16 protein-coding genes and 1 tRNA gene are annotated in these 16,071 nt (G+C 69.9%); 9 read left to right on the top strand and 8 right to left on the bottom strand.

Annotated elements, in window-relative coordinates:
- The gene (locus DLJ58_RS22530; protein WP_030333674.1) at window positions 1–456 is read right to left on the bottom strand and encodes an RrF2 family transcriptional regulator; all 456 of its coding nucleotides are present in this window, start codon (window positions 454–456) and stop codon (window positions 1–3) included.
- A gap of 7 nt (window positions 457–463) precedes the next feature.
- Window positions 464–1,456 carry a helix-turn-helix transcriptional regulator gene (locus tag DLJ58_RS22525; RefSeq protein ID WP_124859000.1) on the bottom strand — a complete coding sequence of 331 codons (993 nt, stop codon included), beginning with the start codon at window positions 1,454–1,456 and terminating at the stop codon, window positions 464–466.
- 202 nt (window positions 1,457–1,658) lie between these two features.
- Between DLJ58_RS22525 and DLJ58_RS22520 the strand changes: the two genes are divergently transcribed.
- Window positions 1,659–2,435, top strand: coding sequence for a glucose 1-dehydrogenase (locus DLJ58_RS22520; protein WP_091402122.1), 777 nt, complete (start codon window positions 1,659–1,661; stop codon window positions 2,433–2,435).
- A 114-nt stretch (window positions 2,436–2,549) separates the two neighbouring features.
- Here DLJ58_RS22520 and DLJ58_RS22515 read toward each other — a convergent pair whose 3' ends face one another.
- Window positions 2,550–2,981, bottom strand: coding sequence for an SsgA family sporulation/cell division regulator (locus DLJ58_RS22515; protein WP_007457244.1), 432 nt, complete (start codon window positions 2,979–2,981; stop codon window positions 2,550–2,552).
- Between the two features lie 294 nt (window positions 2,982–3,275).
- Here DLJ58_RS22515 and DLJ58_RS34295 point away from each other — a divergent pair, with 294 nt between their 5' ends.
- Window positions 3,276–3,926 carry a TIGR02611 family protein gene (locus DLJ58_RS34295; protein ID WP_425271336.1) on the top strand — a complete coding sequence of 217 codons (651 nt, stop codon included), beginning with the start codon at window positions 3,276–3,278 and terminating at the stop codon, window positions 3,924–3,926.
- A gap of 50 nt (window positions 3,927–3,976) precedes the next feature.
- Window positions 3,977–4,048, top strand: a tRNA-Val gene (locus DLJ58_RS22505).
- Between the two features lie 731 nt (window positions 4,049–4,779).
- Here the strand turns inward: DLJ58_RS22505 and DLJ58_RS22500 are convergent.
- Window positions 4,780–5,238 (bottom strand): carboxymuconolactone decarboxylase family protein, encoded by a 459-nt coding sequence (locus tag DLJ58_RS22500; protein WP_124858998.1) that lies wholly within the window; start codon window positions 5,236–5,238, stop codon window positions 4,780–4,782.
- An 87-nt stretch (window positions 5,239–5,325) separates the two neighbouring features.
- Here DLJ58_RS22500 and DLJ58_RS22495 point away from each other — a divergent pair, with 87 nt between their 5' ends.
- Window positions 5,326–6,201, top strand: coding sequence for a sigma-70 family RNA polymerase sigma factor (locus DLJ58_RS22495; protein WP_124858996.1), 876 nt, complete (start codon window positions 5,326–5,328; stop codon window positions 6,199–6,201).
- 382 nt (window positions 6,202–6,583) lie between these two features.
- Here DLJ58_RS22495 and DLJ58_RS22490 read toward each other — a convergent pair whose 3' ends face one another.
- Entirely contained in the window at window positions 6,584–7,162 is a 579-nt protein-coding gene (locus DLJ58_RS22490) for an HD domain-containing protein (RefSeq protein ID WP_124858994.1), read from the bottom strand.
- A complete protein-coding gene (locus DLJ58_RS22485) occupies window positions 7,159–8,286 on the bottom strand; it encodes a helix-turn-helix domain-containing protein (protein WP_124858992.1) in 1,128 nt (375 codons plus the stop codon). The genes DLJ58_RS22490 and DLJ58_RS22485 overlap by 4 nt, the downstream gene beginning before the upstream one ends.
- A 778-nt stretch (window positions 8,287–9,064) precedes the next feature.
- Here DLJ58_RS22485 and DLJ58_RS34115 point away from each other — a divergent pair.
- Both DLJ58_RS34115 and DLJ58_RS22470 read left to right on the top strand, forming a co-directional pair.
- Window positions 9,065–9,238 (top strand): hypothetical protein, encoded by a 174-nt coding sequence (locus tag DLJ58_RS34115; protein WP_167362340.1) that lies wholly within the window; start codon window positions 9,065–9,067, stop codon window positions 9,236–9,238.
- A 129-nt stretch (window positions 9,239–9,367) separates the two neighbouring features.
- Complete coding sequence (locus DLJ58_RS22470) at window positions 9,368–9,628, top strand: hypothetical protein (protein ID WP_124858986.1); 261 nt, start codon at window positions 9,368–9,370, stop codon at window positions 9,626–9,628.
- A gap of 87 nt (window positions 9,629–9,715) precedes the next feature.
- On the opposite strand, the gene DLJ58_RS22465 is transcribed toward DLJ58_RS22470, so the two are convergent.
- Complete coding sequence (locus tag DLJ58_RS22465) at window positions 9,716–9,958, bottom strand: hypothetical protein (protein WP_124858983.1); 243 nt, start codon at window positions 9,956–9,958, stop codon at window positions 9,716–9,718.
- Window positions 9,959–10,160: 202 nt separating this feature from the next.
- On the opposite strand from DLJ58_RS22465, the gene DLJ58_RS22460 reads away from it, so the two are divergent.
- Window positions 10,161–11,498, top strand: a complete 1,338-nt coding sequence (locus DLJ58_RS22460; protein WP_124858981.1) for an MFS transporter — start codon at window positions 10,161–10,163, stop codon at window positions 11,496–11,498.
- A 141-nt stretch (window positions 11,499–11,639) separates the two neighbouring features.
- On the top strand, window positions 11,640–13,052 hold the full coding sequence (locus tag DLJ58_RS22455) for an FAD-dependent oxidoreductase (protein WP_124858979.1): 1,413 nt from the start codon (window positions 11,640–11,642) through the stop codon (window positions 13,050–13,052).
- 48 nt (window positions 13,053–13,100) lie between these two features.
- Here DLJ58_RS22455 and DLJ58_RS22450 read toward each other — a convergent pair whose 3' ends face one another.
- Window positions 13,101–13,919, bottom strand: a complete 819-nt coding sequence (locus tag DLJ58_RS22450; RefSeq protein ID WP_124858977.1) for an NAD(P)-binding domain-containing protein — start codon at window positions 13,917–13,919, stop codon at window positions 13,101–13,103.
- A gap of 267 nt (window positions 13,920–14,186) precedes the next feature.
- Between DLJ58_RS22450 and DLJ58_RS22445 the strand changes: the two genes are divergently transcribed.
- On the top strand, window positions 14,187–15,839 hold the full coding sequence (locus DLJ58_RS22445; RefSeq protein ID WP_124858975.1) for a WxL domain-containing protein: 1,653 nt from the start codon (window positions 14,187–14,189) through the stop codon (window positions 15,837–15,839).
- Window positions 15,840–16,071 lie beyond the last annotated feature (232 nt).

Below are 16,071 nucleotides of genomic sequence, written 5' to 3'. Positions count from 1 at the left end.
TCAGCGCGGCTCCCACGCGTCGGGCAGCGCGGTGAGCTTGCGGACGTGCGCGGGCAGTCGACCGCTGACGATCTCGGCGAGGCTCACCTCGTCGACGACCCGCCGCACGGCGGCGCGCACGGCCACCCACAGGCCGGGCAGGTTCTCCGCCGAGCCCTCGTACCGGGTTTCCTCGGGGCGCAGCCCGCGTACCCCTGCGAGTGGGCCCTCGACGGCGCGCAGCACCGCGCCGACGGTCACCTCGCGTGGTGGGCGCGCGAGGGTGTAGCCGCCCTCGGCGCCGCGTTGGGCGCGGACGATGCCGGCCCGGCGCAGATCCGCAAGGACCGCCTCCAGGAACTTGCGGGGCATGTCCTGCTCCGCGGCGATGGCCTGGGTGGACAGCAGCGAGGGGTACGCGGTGGCGAGGCTCAACGCCGCCCGTACCGCGTAGTCGCCGCGCGCGGAGATCTGCACCCTGCCATCATGCCCGCCCGGTGCCGCCCGGCCCTCCGGCGGGCGGCCCGGACCTCGTGGCGTGCCCGCCGTTGGCGGGTTCGCCCGGGGTGCCGGTGCGGAACCAGCCGCCGTTGACGCCCGTCGACTCGGCCGGCGGTCGAGGTCGGACCACCCGGCCGGCCACCGGTTGATCACGGGTGGCCCGGAATGTGCCGGGGCTGACCCCGACCTCGCGGGTGAAGAAGCGGCCGAAGTTTGTGGGTTCGGAGAAGCCGAGCCGCCGGCCGATCTGGGCGATCGGCTGATCCGTCGCGGTCAGTAGCCGGCTGGCCTGCAAAGCGACCCGCTCGTCGATGACCTGTTTGGCGCTGCGACCGGTGACGGCCAGGCAGGCTCGGGTCAGGGTCCGCACCGAGCAGCCGAGTTGGGCCGCGTAGTCCTCCACCCGCCGGGTGTGCGGGTAACTGTGCTCCACCTCGCGGCGGAACCGGTGGAACGTCTCGTCCTCGGGTCGGGACGGCGACCGGTCGTCGTGGGCCACGGCCAGCCGCAGCAGCAGCACGGCCAGTTGATGCCGGAGCAGCGCGCGGGCGGTGGGGCCGTCGGGGTGCCGCCGACAGTCCACCGCCAACTGGCTCACCTCGCTGATCACCGCGTCCTCGTCCTCACCGGCCAACTGCCGCCAGGTCGCGGTCGTGGTCAGGTCGACGTCGAAGTCGCGCAGCGCCTCGGGATGCCAGGCGACCACGGTGGCGTCGAACTGGGGGCCGGCGCAGCGCAGCACCTGGCCGGGGCGGACCCGAAGCAGTGTGCCGGGCCGGCACGGCAGCAGATGAAAGTCGAGCTCGGCGTCGCCGTGCCTGCGCGTGGTGAGAATCAACAGCTCCCGCTCGACGATCACCGGCCGACGCCAGCCCGGGGCACCGGCAAGGTCGGCCAGCGCGAACGTGGCTATCTCGTCGGTGACGGGAGACGCCGTTCCGATCGATGGCGCGGGGGAGGGATCGGTGGAGACCATCGCCTGCGACGGTAGCCCGAACCGCAGGTCACCGCATCCCGATCGACGTTCGTAGCGGAATTTGCGGCAAGCCGCGGGCTTGTCCCGCTCCCGGCGGCCGGGCTACGTTACCCGGCGGTAGCGCCGCCGGTCCGCGGTCCGCCCGGCATCCGCCGGCCGCCCGACCGGCCGACGGCCCCCGCCGACTCGCGATGGGATGGGCATGACGCAGCTGTTTTCGGTCGAAGGTAAGACGGTCCTGGTCACCGGCGGTTCGCGGGGGATCGGGCTGATGATCGCCCAGGGCTTCGTCCGGGCGGGCGCACACGTGATCATTTCGTCGCGCAAGGCGGACGTCTGCGAGGCGGTCGCCACGACCCTGTCCGCCGAGGGCCGCTGCGAGGCCATCCCCGCCGACCTCGGCGACGACGCCGGTGCCGAGACGCTGGCCGCCGCCGTGCGCGAGCGCTTCGGCCGCCTCGACGTGCTGGTCAACAACGCCGGCGCGACCTGGGGCGCACCGCTGGAGGACTACCCCGAGGCCGCGTTCGACAAGCTCTGGGCGGTCAACGTCAAGGCCGTCTTCCGGCTCACCACCGCGCTGCTGCCGGCGCTGCGCGCCGCCGCCAGCGCCGACGACCCGGCCCGCGTGATCAACATCGGGTCGATCGACGGCATCCGGGTGCCGATGATGGAGGTGTACGCGTACTCGGCTACCAAGGCCGCCGTGCACATGCTCACCCGCAGCCTCGCCCACCAACTCGCCGGTGAGCAGATCACCGTCAACGCGATCGCGCCCGGCCCGTTCGAGAGCAAGATGATGGCGTTCGCGCTCGACGACCCGGCGAGCCGGGCCGCCATCGAGCAGCAGGTGCCGCTGGGCCGCATCGGGCGCCCCGAGGACATGGCCGGCACGGCCATCTACCTCTCGTCGCGCGCCGGCGCGTACCTCACCGGGGCGGTCATCCCCGTCGACGGCGGCATCACCACGCACGGCTGAGCACCGGCCGACCCGGGGCGCACTGTCCGCGTACACCTCGGGTGTGTGCCGGGGCCGCGCGGACTCGGCAGATCCGCGCGGCCCCGGTGTGGCCGGTGTTGCCCGTTCGGGCGGTCAGCGACCGGCGAGCAGCCGGTTCACCGCCGTGTCGACGTCCAGGTGCTCGGCCTCACGGCCGCGCGGGACGACGACGTAGGTCCGTCGAAGGAAACGCACCAGGACGCTGCGCGGCACCTCGAAGAGGGCGTTGCCGTCCGGTGACGAGAGGGCCAGCGCGACGAAGTCGCCGCGCGGTGTGGCCCAGGGCCAGACCCGCACATCCCCGATGCCGGCCGGTTCGTCCAGGCCGGTGACCAGAAGTTCGCGAGCGAACGACCAACTCACCGCCTCGCCCCCTGCCGATTCGGCATGGAACAGGACATGGACCGCATACGGGTCAGCAGGGTCGTAACGCAGACTGGCACGCACCGGCAAGGCGGTGGCGTCAGGTGCGACGAGCCTTAGCGACGTCTCGACCTCTACGGTCGTCGGTCGGATGACACTCATGGACGTTCTCCCCCCGGCACCGCTGCGGAACGCGCGTGTCCCGCTTTTCCCATACTCAGGTGCTACTCCTGGCTACGCTCCGCCATACGCTGACTTCACCCAGTGGTGGGAAGGGGGACGGAAATGCCGCGTGAATGTGAGCATTCATGTAGGATTTCCGGTTCTGCCCAGTGCGGGATCCCGCCCGGTATCGGGTGGCTCAGTCGTCGACTTACTCCGGTAACGTCCAGTCGGCCGTTGCAGTGACGGGCCCGAGCGACACTGGGGGGTGAAATGGTGACGAAGCAATCCTCAGTGGATCCGACGGCGGCGCCCGGCCCGCCGAAAGTCGCGGTCCGAGCAGCCGAAAAGCGGGGGTACGGAGTGCCGATGGAGCAGCCCGAACGGGCCGGTCGGCCGGCGTCCGACGCCGGTCGTCCCGGTGGTGATGGCGCCGGTCGTGTTGGCGGCGCCGCCGTTGGTCGTGGCGGCGGCACCGGTGTTGGTGGCGGTGGCGACGCCGACGCTGGCCGTGGTGGCGGAATCGCCGTGCAGGAGCGTCCGCGCCGGCCCCGCTGGCGTGAGCGGATCTCGCTGACCCTCGACCTCATCCGTGCCAATCCCACCGGCCGGATCGCACTCAAGATCTTCATCGCGATCGCCGGGGCGCTGGTGGTGACCATCGGCATCGCCCTCATCCCGCTTCCCGGGCCCGGCTGGCTGCTGGTGATCGGCGGCCTGGGCATCTGGGCCGTCGAATACCACTGGGCGCGTCGGCTGCTCGGCTTCACCCGCCGCCACGTCCACGGGTGGACACGCTGGGTGACGAGGCAGTCGCTGCTGGTGCGAATCGTGCTCGGCTCCGTCGGCCTGGTCTTCGTGGGCGCTGTGGTCTGGCTGTCCCTCAAGTACAGCCTCGGCATCGACGTGGTGGCCGAGGCGATGCACTACCTCGCAACGCACTGACCCCGGATTTCCGGTCCGGTTCCACGATCGGGTAGAGTCAGTGGCGCTGAGGGCGATTAGCTCAGTGGGAGAGCGCTTCGTTCACACCGAAGAGGTCGCTGGTTCGATACCAGCATCGCCCACTCTCAGTTTTTGCAGGTCAGAAGCCCGTTACCGGAGTCATCGGTAACGGGCTTTGCGGTATGTGCCGCTTACATTGGGAGCAGATTGGGAGCAGCGGCTCTGGTTGGGTAGTCCTGCCGGCGGCTACAGGGCAGTCCGATGCCCCGATCGTTCGACCGCCACCGTTCAGATGCAAGCTCCGGCAGCCTCATGAGGGCTCCGACAACAACAGCCTCGTGGCTGCCCTACAGCCAGGCGATCTGCGGCGCCCTGGCGGCGCGGTGGTACCTGAGAAGGCCGGTCGAAGGTCCGAGACGGGCTCGGCGCAAGGTATGGCGAACCAGGGCTGGCCCGCTCTGGCTGATCGCCGGGACACCCGCTGAATCGCATTGTGCATCGTGGTCATCACCTCCTCGATGTGCTGCGCGTTCGATGATGACGACGCAGAGTGAGAGCGCCGCAGCGTGAACCGTCCATGGTGTCTGGAACGGAGGTGAGCCACCGGGTGCGACCGTTAGACGGAAGTTGCGGTCCAGGCCGCAGGCGTAGATCGTGTCGGCCGGTGTTCGCATCGTGGGTCCGCGGCCGGAGCGGGTAAGTGGTTGCACCCTGATTGGTCGGCCCGTGTTTGCGAATGATGATCGTCCAGCGCTGAGGGCTAGAGCATCGGTCTCCTAAACCGCGCGTCGGGGAGCGAAGGAGGCCCGTCGAGGGATCGCTGGGATCCTTCGACGGGCCCGGTCGCCGGGGCTCAGCCCCAGGTCTGGCCGGCCGGTTCCTTGATGGTGCGGTTGATCCGGTTGAAGAAGTTGGTCAGTGCGATCTCCAGGTTGATCGCGCCGATCTGCTCGTCAGTGAAATGGGTGTTTACCTCTTCCCAAATCTCGTCGGTGACTCCCTGCGCGCCGTCCTGCAGCCGGGTGGCGGCCTCGGCCAGCGCCAGTGCCGCGCGCTCCGCATCGGTGTAGAACGGCGCCTCACGCCACGCCGCTACGTTGTGTAGCCGCTCGTCGGTATCACCGGCCTTCTTCCCACCGGCGACACTGGCGTAGACGCACGCCGAGCAGCTGTTGATCTGACTGGCGCGCAGATGGACCAGCGCGAGCAGCTTCGGGTCGACGCCCCCGGCGGAGATCGCCTTCTGCAGGTGCCCGACCGCCTTCCACACGTCGGGGTTGTTGGTGTCCTTGTTCTTCAGTCGGTTCTGCATGGCAGGATGCTCTCCTTGGTCGGGGTTACCTCGCGGGGCTGGTGCCCGTCACCCCTATGACGGAGCAGCTTCCAGGGAGGTAACACCATGTCCGGCACCCATCCCGCCGACCCGATCGCCGAGGCCTTCGAGGCGCACCGCGGCCGGCTTACAGCTGTCGCCTACCGCGTGCTCGGCTCGCACGCCGACGCCGACGACGCGGTCCAGGAGGCGTGGCTGCGTCTCTCCCGCCAAGACACCGACACCATCCACAACCTCGGCGGCTGGCTGACCACCGTGGTCGGCCGCATCAGCCTTGATCTCCTACGCTCGGGCCGCACGCGCCCGACAGTCCCACTCGACGACCATCTGCCCGAATTCGCCGTGACGCTTGACGATGGTCCGGCTGCGGAAGAGCTTGTGGCGCTGGGCGACTCGGTGGGCCTGGCGCTGATGACGGTCCTGGACTCGCTGCGCCCCGACGAGCGCCTGGCGTTCGTGCTGCACGACGTGTTCGCCGTCCCCCACGGGGAGATCGGCACCATCCTCGGCAGGTCCACCGACGCGACCAAGATGCTCACCAGCCGCGCCCGCCAGAAGGTGCAGGCCGCCCGGCAGTCCGCGAGCGACCGACAGCAGCAACGTGAGGTGGTCGAGGCGTTCTTGGCCGCGGCCCGCGAGGGCCAGTTCGAGCGGCTGTTGGAAGTTCTCCACCCCGACGTGACGTTCACCGTCCACACCCAGGACGGCCAGTTCGTCACGCTCGGAGCCACCAATGTCGCCACCCGCGCCCAAGTAGGGGGCGGTGCTGCACGAGGACACGCAGCGACCGTCAATGGCCGCCCCGGCGTTATCTCCTGGAACGAGAACGGTACGCCGCTGTCCTTGCTCGCCTTCACCGTCGCCGATGGCCGCATCACCGAGATCACCGCTGTGATCGACCCAGCGAAGCTCGCGCTCATCGACCTGCCAGACCCAGTGTGAGCCGCCATTGCCCCGCATCGGGCCTACACCCTTGACTGTGAAGCGCCCGATTAGGTTTCCGCGCCGCGCCCGTCTGTAGCTGTGAGATCACGGGACACGGTAACGCGCGTGAGCAACCGGATAGACGTGCACAGGACTTGTGAGCGAGACGTCAGGCATCGAGGTGGCAAGAGCCGGCAGCTCGCCTCCGCATTCCTCGGCGGAGAGCGGAGCCCTTGGAGATGGCGTCAAGATCAGGCCGTCTCCAGGCCGTCTGAGGTGCACTAGCAGTGACCACTGGTGACCGTCTATGACTTCTTCACGCCCAGTTCACGGGGCGTATCGTCCAGTTTGATCGACTGCGCTCATCGCCGAGATCAATACAACGCCAAGTGTTGGGCGCTCACTCCTGCGGCGGGGGAGTGAGCCAGGCCAGGGGTTGTCCGCTGAGGGCGGCATCGGCAAGGCGGTGGGCGCTGGCGGTCTTCAGAGCGGATCGTGAGCTGTCGATCCAGCGCTGCACGTTGTCGATGCCTTGGTGGCGGTATTCGACGGCTTGGACGAGGCATTCCAGCTTGTCTGCGTCGCGGGCGACGACAGCTTCCAGCGTTTCGCCAGCTTCGTATTCGGCGACTGCCCCGGTGATGACTTTGGCGACGGCTGGGGGACAGGCGGCGACCTGGTCGGCGGTGACGGCGGTGTTGGGTACGGCGGTGAGATAGCGCTTGGCGATGTGCGGGATGTCGGTGATTCGGGTTTCCTGGGTGTCGTGCAGGGTGCAGAGCATCGAAACTCGGGCTGGGTCGGCGCCCTCCATGGCGGCGAGCATCATTCCGATGAGCGCCGTTCGGAAGGAGTGCTCGGCGATGGACTCGGGTTGCTTGACGCCGGCGAACCACCAGCCGGTCCGGGCGGCGCGTTTGAGGACGCCGGCTTCGAAGATGAAGTTCATCGCTCCGGCGGCGTCGTGGTCGTCGGTCATCTGCCCGTCCCTGTGCCGGTGAGTCCGTCCGCCCGCAGGCTGTAGACGATAGAGGTTAGTTCCTGCCGCGACTGCGCGGAGATCCGGTCACTGTCCAGGAGCGGGACACTGCGGTCGAGGAGCGCCCGAGTCGCGGCGGGGTTGTCGAGAGCGAGACCGCGTCGTGCGGCCAGCAGAGCCCAGACGTTGTGGATGTTGAGGTCGGCGAACGGATGCTCTGGATCGAGGCGATGGACCAGGTGCCGAAGAAGGATTGAGCCGTGCCAGTCAGTGAGCGCTTCGGGCATGAAGGAGTCGTCGCGGTGGCGGTACGGGATCTCGCCCACCCAGTAGGCCGAGTAGTTGAGGGCTGCTCGCTCGCAGGCGTCGTCGGGGTGTGCGCGAGCGATGAAGTCCCGTAACGGTTCCGGGTCGCCCTGGTTGGCGAGGGACGTGACGACGGAGCGGGCGTCGGGCCACAGCGGTGACCAGGTGCGAAAGGTGGTCGTGCGGTGTGCTCGGGCGGTGGTCTGGGTCAGCCAACCTGCTGCTGCCTTGGTGGGGTCCATGCCGGCAAGGAAGCAGGCTTGCCGGTGCAGCAGCACGTTCCGATGCCGTCCGGCTGCGGCGCGATCGGCGAGCACGTGAAGGTGAGTGAAGAACGCTCGTTGCTCGTCGACGGGCAGAGTTGGCCCGGACGCGACTGGACCGCGCCGGGGATGGGCGGTAGGTAGCCCTCTGGCGATGGTCGGTGTCTGCCCGAGGACGGCCCAGAGGATCAAGTCGGTCAGACGGTGGGTGAGTACGGACCAGCCCAGCGGCTGTTCGGCGATGTCAGAGCGGCCCACATGTTCGTCGAGGACGGCGGCGAGGATGAGGTCCGCTTCGGCGGCGTCGTCAAGTGCTGCGAGCAGGATGGTGTTCGCGCCGAGCCGTCCGAGCCGGCGTCGGACGGCGATCGCCTGCCCGAGCGGTACCGCGGTGAATGGTCGGCGCCCGGATTCCCAGCTCTGCACGGTCACGCGATCGACGTCAAGGTCCATGGCGAGCTGCTCCTGCGTGAGCGGGATGGACTCCCGGATCAACTTGAACAGGTAGCCGGTCACCCCACCGCGATGCGGTGCTGATCGTCCGTGACCTCTCATACGCCATCCCTACGTTGACCCGTGGTCGACGTTCCGCCGTGAAACCAATGCTGCGGCAGCTCATCTGGGCTGCTCACTCGTACTGCGGGTGAGTCCCACCGCCGCCGTCGCGATCGTAGCGTCGCAGTTACTGAACGTTCCAGATCCGGTCCCGTCGTTTCGGGGTCGGCCGTGGAGTGCTGCCCGGAGGAGGGAGCCAGGGATGCGGGACAGGACACCTCCATGGCGACGAGTGACCTACGACCAGTACCTGATCGCGGTCGCGATGACCCTGGCACGGCGACACCGCCCAGCGTGGTCGTGGCGGAGGTGGAACTGGGTCTGCCGCTGTGGAGCGGAACTGCCCTGTCGCAGCCGACACCGCATTCCGATCAACCGAGGGCACTGGCCCGCCGAGGAGGAGCAGTGAGCAACGAGGCCGTACATCTGCCCGGGAGAGACCGCCTTTGCACCGGCTGGCGGGCGTGGTGGTCGCGGCTCACGCCGTACCCGTGCTGGCAGGTGGACTGGGCGACCAACCGGCGGACGAGGTCCCTGACGGCGGCGCTGCCCAGGGGCCCCGCATGACCACGCACGTCCCTGTGCTGCCGATTTGGAGTTGTGGCGGCTGCGATGCGCCCTGGCCCTGCCGCACGCGGCAGCGCGAGCTACGCGCCGAGTTTGACAACGCTCCGATCTCCCTCGCTCTCTACCTAGGTGCCCAACTGGCGCGGGCCTCCGAGGACCTGACCTGGGTGCCGGCGGGTGCGCTGCACAGACGCTTCCTCGGCTGGCTTCGGTGAGCATCCTGCGGCCGGGCGACGAGAAGTTCCACTACAGCGACGGCTCGCACAAGTGGATCCCGCCAGACCCGGACTACGACCAGGAGGTCTGGGACGAACAGGTCCGCCAACACAAGCACGGCCACCTCAGGAACGAGCGCCCAAAGGTCCGCATCCAGCGCCTCGTCTGATGCCAGCAGTACAGCAGCGAGCGCAACCCTGCTACTTGAGCAGCTCATCGCCGGGTGGCGTTCCTTCGGGACGAAGCGGTCGAGGCTGAGGGGGTGAGGTGGGGATCGCTGTCGTGGCAGCATGCGGCGGTGACCTTCGATGATGACCGGTACCTGGATGCCTTCGTCGACTACAGCAGGGGGCATCATTTCGTTCGGTTGGACGTCGAAGTGCCAGCGGAGACTCTGACGGAAGGGTTGGCCGGTCCCGATGACGACGTGCCGCACGGCTCGTTGTGGTTGTCGGCGGACCGGGCGGAGGCGCTGGCTAGGTCGTTGCTCAGTTGCGCGGCAGAGGTGAGGGAGCAGAGCCGCAGGCGTGAAACGTCATCAAACAGCGAGCAACAGTGAAAGCCCGATGCGCCTCTTGAACAGGCACCCGCCGTTGGCTGTGCTGGTGGGGAGGTTAGGGCTCCAAGGTCCGCTTCAACGTCCGAATCAGGAGTTCCTGGCTCGCACGAAGTCCGCGTAGTCCTCCCCGGCAACCCCGCGGTTGACCCAGCGATCCGGCGACGCCCCGGTCGCACGCTCTGCTAATTCCAACGCTTGGGCCGGGTCTTCAACGTGACCGATCACGCGGCCGGGCCCTGGGTAGTCCTCGCCGTCCGGGTCCAGCGAGGGGAACACCGACAGGTCCCGGCGGTTCTCGTCGTCCAGGTCCTGCACGTCATGAATGGACACGTTGTAGCCCTCTTTCCAGGGCCAGCGGCGTCGTCGGCCTCCTGAGCCCGCCGGTCGTGCAACCGGGGACGGGTCGACGGCGCCGGACCGGGACCGGGTGGCGAGAAATGGCCCGCACCGACGCCATCACGTCCGGGCCCTGACCCGCTAGTGTGTGGAAACAGCGTTTCCATTTGTGCCATCACAGGGCAGGGGGACCAGCGTGCATCGCAGCCAGGAAGACATTGCCGCCGCGCCGGAGGCCGGCGAGCAGACCACCACGTTCGGCCCGCTCCAGCTCTCACCGGGCACGACCCGGACCAACATCAGCGGGTACTACTGGCTGGCGCTGACGTCGATCATGACGTTCACGTTCATCCCGGCCGCGCAGACGGCACTACTCACCTCCATCCTGGGTGTGCCCAAGGGGGAGCAGGGTTCGATCGTGGGCACCGCCGGGCTGATCAGCGAAATCGTCCTGATCGCGGCGGTCGGCCTGGCCGGTGCCTGGTCCGACCGCCTCGGACGACGCCCGATCGTGGTCGGCGGCTACGTTCTGCTCGGCCTCGGCGTCGGCATGGCACCGTTCCTCGGCTCGGTCGTGCCCTACTACCTGGCCCGGGGTGTCGCCGCCGTCGGCGTGGCGATGGTCACCGTGATGCTCACGGCCGTGGTCGCCGACTACGTCCGGGACACCACCCGCGGCAGAGCCAACGGCATCGTCGGCTTCTGCAACGGTCTCGGCGCGCTCGTCACGTTCTTCGTGCTGATCAAACTGCCCGACATCTTCGAGGGCGGCGGGATGGACACGATCGCCGCGCTGCGGGCGACCTACCTCATCGTCGGCGGGCTGGCCCTGCTCACCGCGATCCTGATGGGACTCACCCTCCGGGGCGGGCTGGCGACAACGCACTCCGAGCACATCCCGATCCCCAGGCTGCTGCGCGAGGGCGTCGCCGAAATCCGGCGCCCCGGCGTCTCCTTCGCCTACCTCAGCGCCTTCGTCGCCCGAGCTGACCTGGCGCTCGTCGGCGCCTACCTCACCCTCTGGGCACAGCAGTACGGCACCCAGCAACTAGGGCTCAGCGAGGCCGAGGCGCTGGCCAAGGCAGGTCTGTTGCTGGGAGTGGCCAACGGCATCGCGCTGATCGGGGCACCGGCCATCGGCATCATCGCCGATCGGCTGTCCCGCACCGACGCGGTACTGATCTCCCTGGGGACCGCCGCCCTCGGCTACACCGCCACGATCTTCGTCGGGGACCCGTTCAGCCCGCTCGGCTACGCCGTCGCCGCGCTGATCGGGCTCGGCCAGGTCAGCGCCGTCATCTCCAGTCAGGTGCTGATCGCCGAACAGGCTCCCAGCCGTACCCGGGGCTCGGTCATCGGAACGTTCGCGCTCAGCGGCGGCATCGGCATCATGATCGCGTTCGCCGCCGGTGGCACCCTGTACGACAACTGGCGTCCCGCCGGCCCGTTCGTCCTGTTCGGCATCCTGGCCGGGCTGTCCTGCCTGTACGGCCTGGCCGTCCGATCGAGGATCCCCAACCACCCGGTGGACTGAAACCCCAGCGGCACCCCGCGGTGCTCGGCACACTCGCGGGGCCGAACGATCACTGCCGAACGGCTCGCCCAGGACGTTTGACGGCGTCCGACTTTATGGAAACACTGTCACTTCCACGGAAACGCAACGGGAGTGCCGGAGGTGGGTGTGCCGACCACGATCGTTGTGGGCGCCGGGCCGGGTGGCCTGGCCTGTGCCATCGCCGCCGCCGACGCGGGCGGCACCGTGCTGCTGTTGGAGAAGGCGCCGGACGTTGGGGGTGCCCTGCCGTACTCGGGCGGGCACCTGTCCGCCGGCGGCTTCTCGCTGCAGCATGAGCGGGGCATCAGCGACGACCCCGAGCGGCACTTCGACGACGTCTGGCGGATCAGCCGGGGCGCCGCGCGGGCCGACCTGACCCGGCTGACGCTGCGCGAACAGCCGGCGGTGCTGGAGTGGCTGCTCGCCGCCGGGCTCATCGTCGATCCGGGTACGCCCCGCATCGTGTACGGGCACGAGCCGTACCGCACGCCGCGGACCGTCCACGCCACCACCGTCCCCGGCGGTCCGGCCATTCTGGCCGTGCTGCGCCCGATGCTCGACGCGCATCGGGCCGCCGGCCGCATCGATCTGCGCTGCGAGGCGCGCGTCACCGAGCTGCTGACCGAGGGCGGCGCGGTGGTCGGGGTGGCCACCGCCGACGGCGCGCGGTGGCGGGCACCCGCCGTCGTGCTCGCCACCGGCGGATTCGGGTACGCGCCGGAGCTGTTCGCCGAGCTGGAGGGCGCGCCGCTGACCACCTCGGCGGCGCCCACCTCGACCGGCGACGGCCTGCTCATGGGCCGGTCGGTCGGCGCCGGCCTGCAGGGCCTGGGGTGCTACATCCCCACCTTCGGCGGGCTGCCCCCGGTCGACGGCGACCTTCGGGTCGACTGGGCGCACCGGCCGCACCTGGTGGCGCCGGAGCGGCCGCCCTGGGAGATCTACGTCGACCGCGCCGGAAGTCGCTGGATCGCCGAGGACGAGCCCAGCATCGACCACAAGGAGCGGGTGCTGACCACGGTCGACCGGATGACCTTCTGGACGGTCTTCGACGCCCATGCCCTACGCGAGTCGTACCCGATGGTGCACGGCTGGAGCGCGGCCGAGCTGGACGCCCAGTGCGGCCGGCGCCGCGGCGTGCACCGTGCGTCCGGGCTGGCGGAGCTCGCCGGGCTGGCCGGCGTCGACCCGGCGGGGCTGTCGGCCACGGTGGCCCGCTACAACGGTTTCGTCGCCGACGGCCGGGATGCCGACTTCGGCAGAACGTACCTGCCGGCGCCGATCGTCGAGCCGCCGTTCTACGCGCTGGAGAACCATCCGGTCACCCTGATCACGTTCGCCGGCCTGGACGTGGACGAGCTGCTGCGGGTCCGCCGTGCGGACGGCACGACGATCCCCGGTCTGTACGCCGTCGGTGAGGTGATCGGCTCCGCCGCTGTCAATGGCAACGCGTTCTGCTCCGGCATGTGCCTGACACCGGCCATGGCCTTCGGTCGGCTGGTCGGGCGTCGGCTCGCGGGGACCGCCGGCTGAGCCGGTATCGGCCCGACAGTCCAGAGCGGACAGAGTTTCCGGGCCGAGTCAGTGCGCGAAGGCGAAGCCCTCCGCGCGCAGCTTGCCGGAGCTGATCGGCACGAACGGGGTCCTGATCTCACCCCGGTAGGTCAGCGCGGGCCAGCCACCGGCGGCGCAGAGCTCGTCGAGGACGGCCTGGTTGGTCTGCGGCACGACCGCGTCCGGCACCGCGTTGAACACGCCCGTGAGGTCGCGGGTCACCACGAAGTCGAGCGCGGCGGCGGCGTCGCGGTAGTCGATGCGGTAGTGCAGGGCCTCGGCCGAGAACGGCACGCTGCCGCCGAGCATCTCGTGGGCCAGCTTCACCCGGGTCGGATAGTCGAGGTCGCGCGGATGCCCGTACACGTCGGGGATCCGCAGCGCGGCGCCGCGCGGGGCGGCCAGCACGGCGGCCTCGGCGGCGGCGAAGTTGCGGGGGGAGGCGTCCGGGTCGTCGGTGACCGGGGTGGCCTCGTCGACCAGCGCGCCATGGCCGGCACCGTAGACCGACACCGAACTGGTGAAGACCACCCGGGGATGCACGGCGGCGGCGGTGCGCGCGGACGCGGTGAGCGTGTCGGCGTACTCGGCGATGCGCTGGTCGGCGTCGAAGGCTCGGGCGATGCGCGGGCTCACGGTGAGCACGACCGCGTCGGCGTCCCGGGTGGCCCGCTCGACCGCCGGACGGTCGCTGCCACGGAGGACCGCCACCTCGGTGCAGACGGGGGTCAGCTCGGGCACCCGGTCGGGGGAGGTGGTGGTGCCGATCACCTGGTGGCCGGCCGAGACCCAACGACGGGCCAGCTCCATGCCGACGTTGCCGCACCCGATGATCACGTAACGCACCTGGACCTCCTCATGGAAACGCTGTTTCCACACTCTGCCCCATCCCGGGCTCCCTGCCAAGGCCGTGCCGCCGAACCCGCCCACCGGCGCTGTGGTGGTGCGCGGAGTCGATCACATCGGCCGGCGTCAAATCGCCTGTCGGGCTATTGACAGGAGGGCGGGCCGGCTGCCTTTATGAACCTATCCAATTTTGGAAACTGTTGTTTCCGCTAGCGAAACAGCAGCCAGGGGTGCACCGTTCCCCACAGGAAGGAGAGCGGGACCGCAATGGGATTGCTCAGAACTACGGCAACAGCGGTGGGCGTGGCGGCGTTGGCCGCCGCCGCGACCGCGGTCTGCGTGTCCCCCGCGCAGGCGTACGGCCCCACCCCGGGCAACCTGGGATGCCGGCTGTACTTCAACGACGCCGGTACCGGCAGCTCGCCGACGAACTGGGCCGACTCGTTCGGGCTCACTCAGACGCCGGCGACGCCGAGCCCGGGTCAGACCGTGACGGTGACCTTCACCGCGGCGGCCGGTCCGAACAACGGCCCGGTCGCGATCAACCCCGGTGACGTGCCGATCGTCGTGGAGGCGGCGCTGGGTGGCTCGCAGAGCGGCCCGGTCACCCTCCAGCAGACCAACTACCCCGCCGGTCCGATCCCCGGCAACACCCCCACCGGCCCGATCACCGCCACCGGCACCTATGTGGCCGGAGCGACAGGAGCCGCGACGCTCACCGTCAACCGGGTGATCCTCAACAACCCGATCGCCAAGACGTACTGCTCCGCCGCCGGCGACCGGGACCACAAGGCAGCACCGGTCCCGACCTCCATCGTGGAGAGCTTCACCGTCTTCGGCGGCACGGTCTCGGTCACCTCGGTGACCGGCCAGACCGTGACCGGGGCTGCCCGGGCCGGCAACGTCATCAACTACGCGGTGACCGGTCTCGCGCCGTCCACCGCCCTGACCGCAACACTGCGCGCGGCCGACGGCACCGGAACGGCCGAAGGCTCCGGCACGGGCACGACCGACGCCGCCGGAGCCGGCACCGGAACGCTCACGGTGCCCAGCGGCGCCACCACGGGAGCACGTACCGTGGCGGTCTCGGACGGGACCAACACGGTCTCCGTCCCGATCACGATCCTCGGCTCGCCGGGCATCGCGATCACCCCCAGCGGTGGCGGCTCCGGCACCGTGGTGACGGTCACCGGCACCAACTGGAACCCGGGCAGCACCGTCACGATCGGCGGTTACAAGGCGCTCACCGGCGCCCCGCCGCCGCCCGCGACGAGCGACCCGGCAACGACGGCCACGGCCGGCGCCACCGGCGGGATCAACGCCACCTTCACCGTCACCGACAGCACCACCGCGTACGTCGGCGCGCAGTCCGGCGCCCTGTTCGCAATCTCCGCGTGGACCGGGTCGGCTGACTCGTGCACCGCCAAGACCGGCTCGGCCACGACCGGCAACTGCACCCTGTCGTACAACCTGTCGGAGACCGTGACCGCCGGAAACCTGTCGATGGCTCGCGCCCCCGGCACCGGCAACATCCCGTTCTCCGGCGTCACCGTCGGCGGCAGCGTGCAGACGGCGACGGGCAACCTGTCGACCGTCACGGTGACCGACCACCGGGGCAGCACCTTCGGGTGGAGCCTCGTCGGCACGGTCACCGACTTCACCGGCACCCCGGGCGGAACCATCGCCAAGAGCAACCTGTCCTGGACACCGGCCTGCGTCGACACCGCCGGCGCGACCAACGCGGTCACCGCGGTGGCCGGTACCCCGGGCACGGTCGACGCGGCGACGCTCTGCTCCGCACCGACCAGTGCCACCGGTACGGGCGGCAGCTTCGACGCCTCAGCCGGGCTGACCCTCTCCGTGCCGGCCAACCAGCTCGCCGGTACCTACGCCGCGACCCTCACGCTCACCCTGAGCTGAGGACCGCCTCGAGGTGGGGGCGGTCGGCCGAGCCGGCCGCCCCCACACCGACCAGTCGAAGGGTGGAACCGCGTGCGTCACCCCCTCTGGCCACGCCGCCTCCGCACCGGCGCGGCAGCGCTCGCCGCCGCCGTCGCCGCTGTCACGCTGACCGTCGTCCCGATCGGGCCGGCCGCGGCGGCGGACAACGGCGAGTGGGCCGTCGTGCCCACCCCGCCGGCCAACGCCGGAC

It is taken from the genome of Micromonospora arida (assembly GCF_003857035.1).
Classification (GTDB): Bacteria; Actinomycetota; Actinomycetes; order Mycobacteriales; family Micromonosporaceae; genus Micromonospora; species Micromonospora arida.
This window is presented reverse-complemented; position numbering and strand designations above follow the sequence as displayed.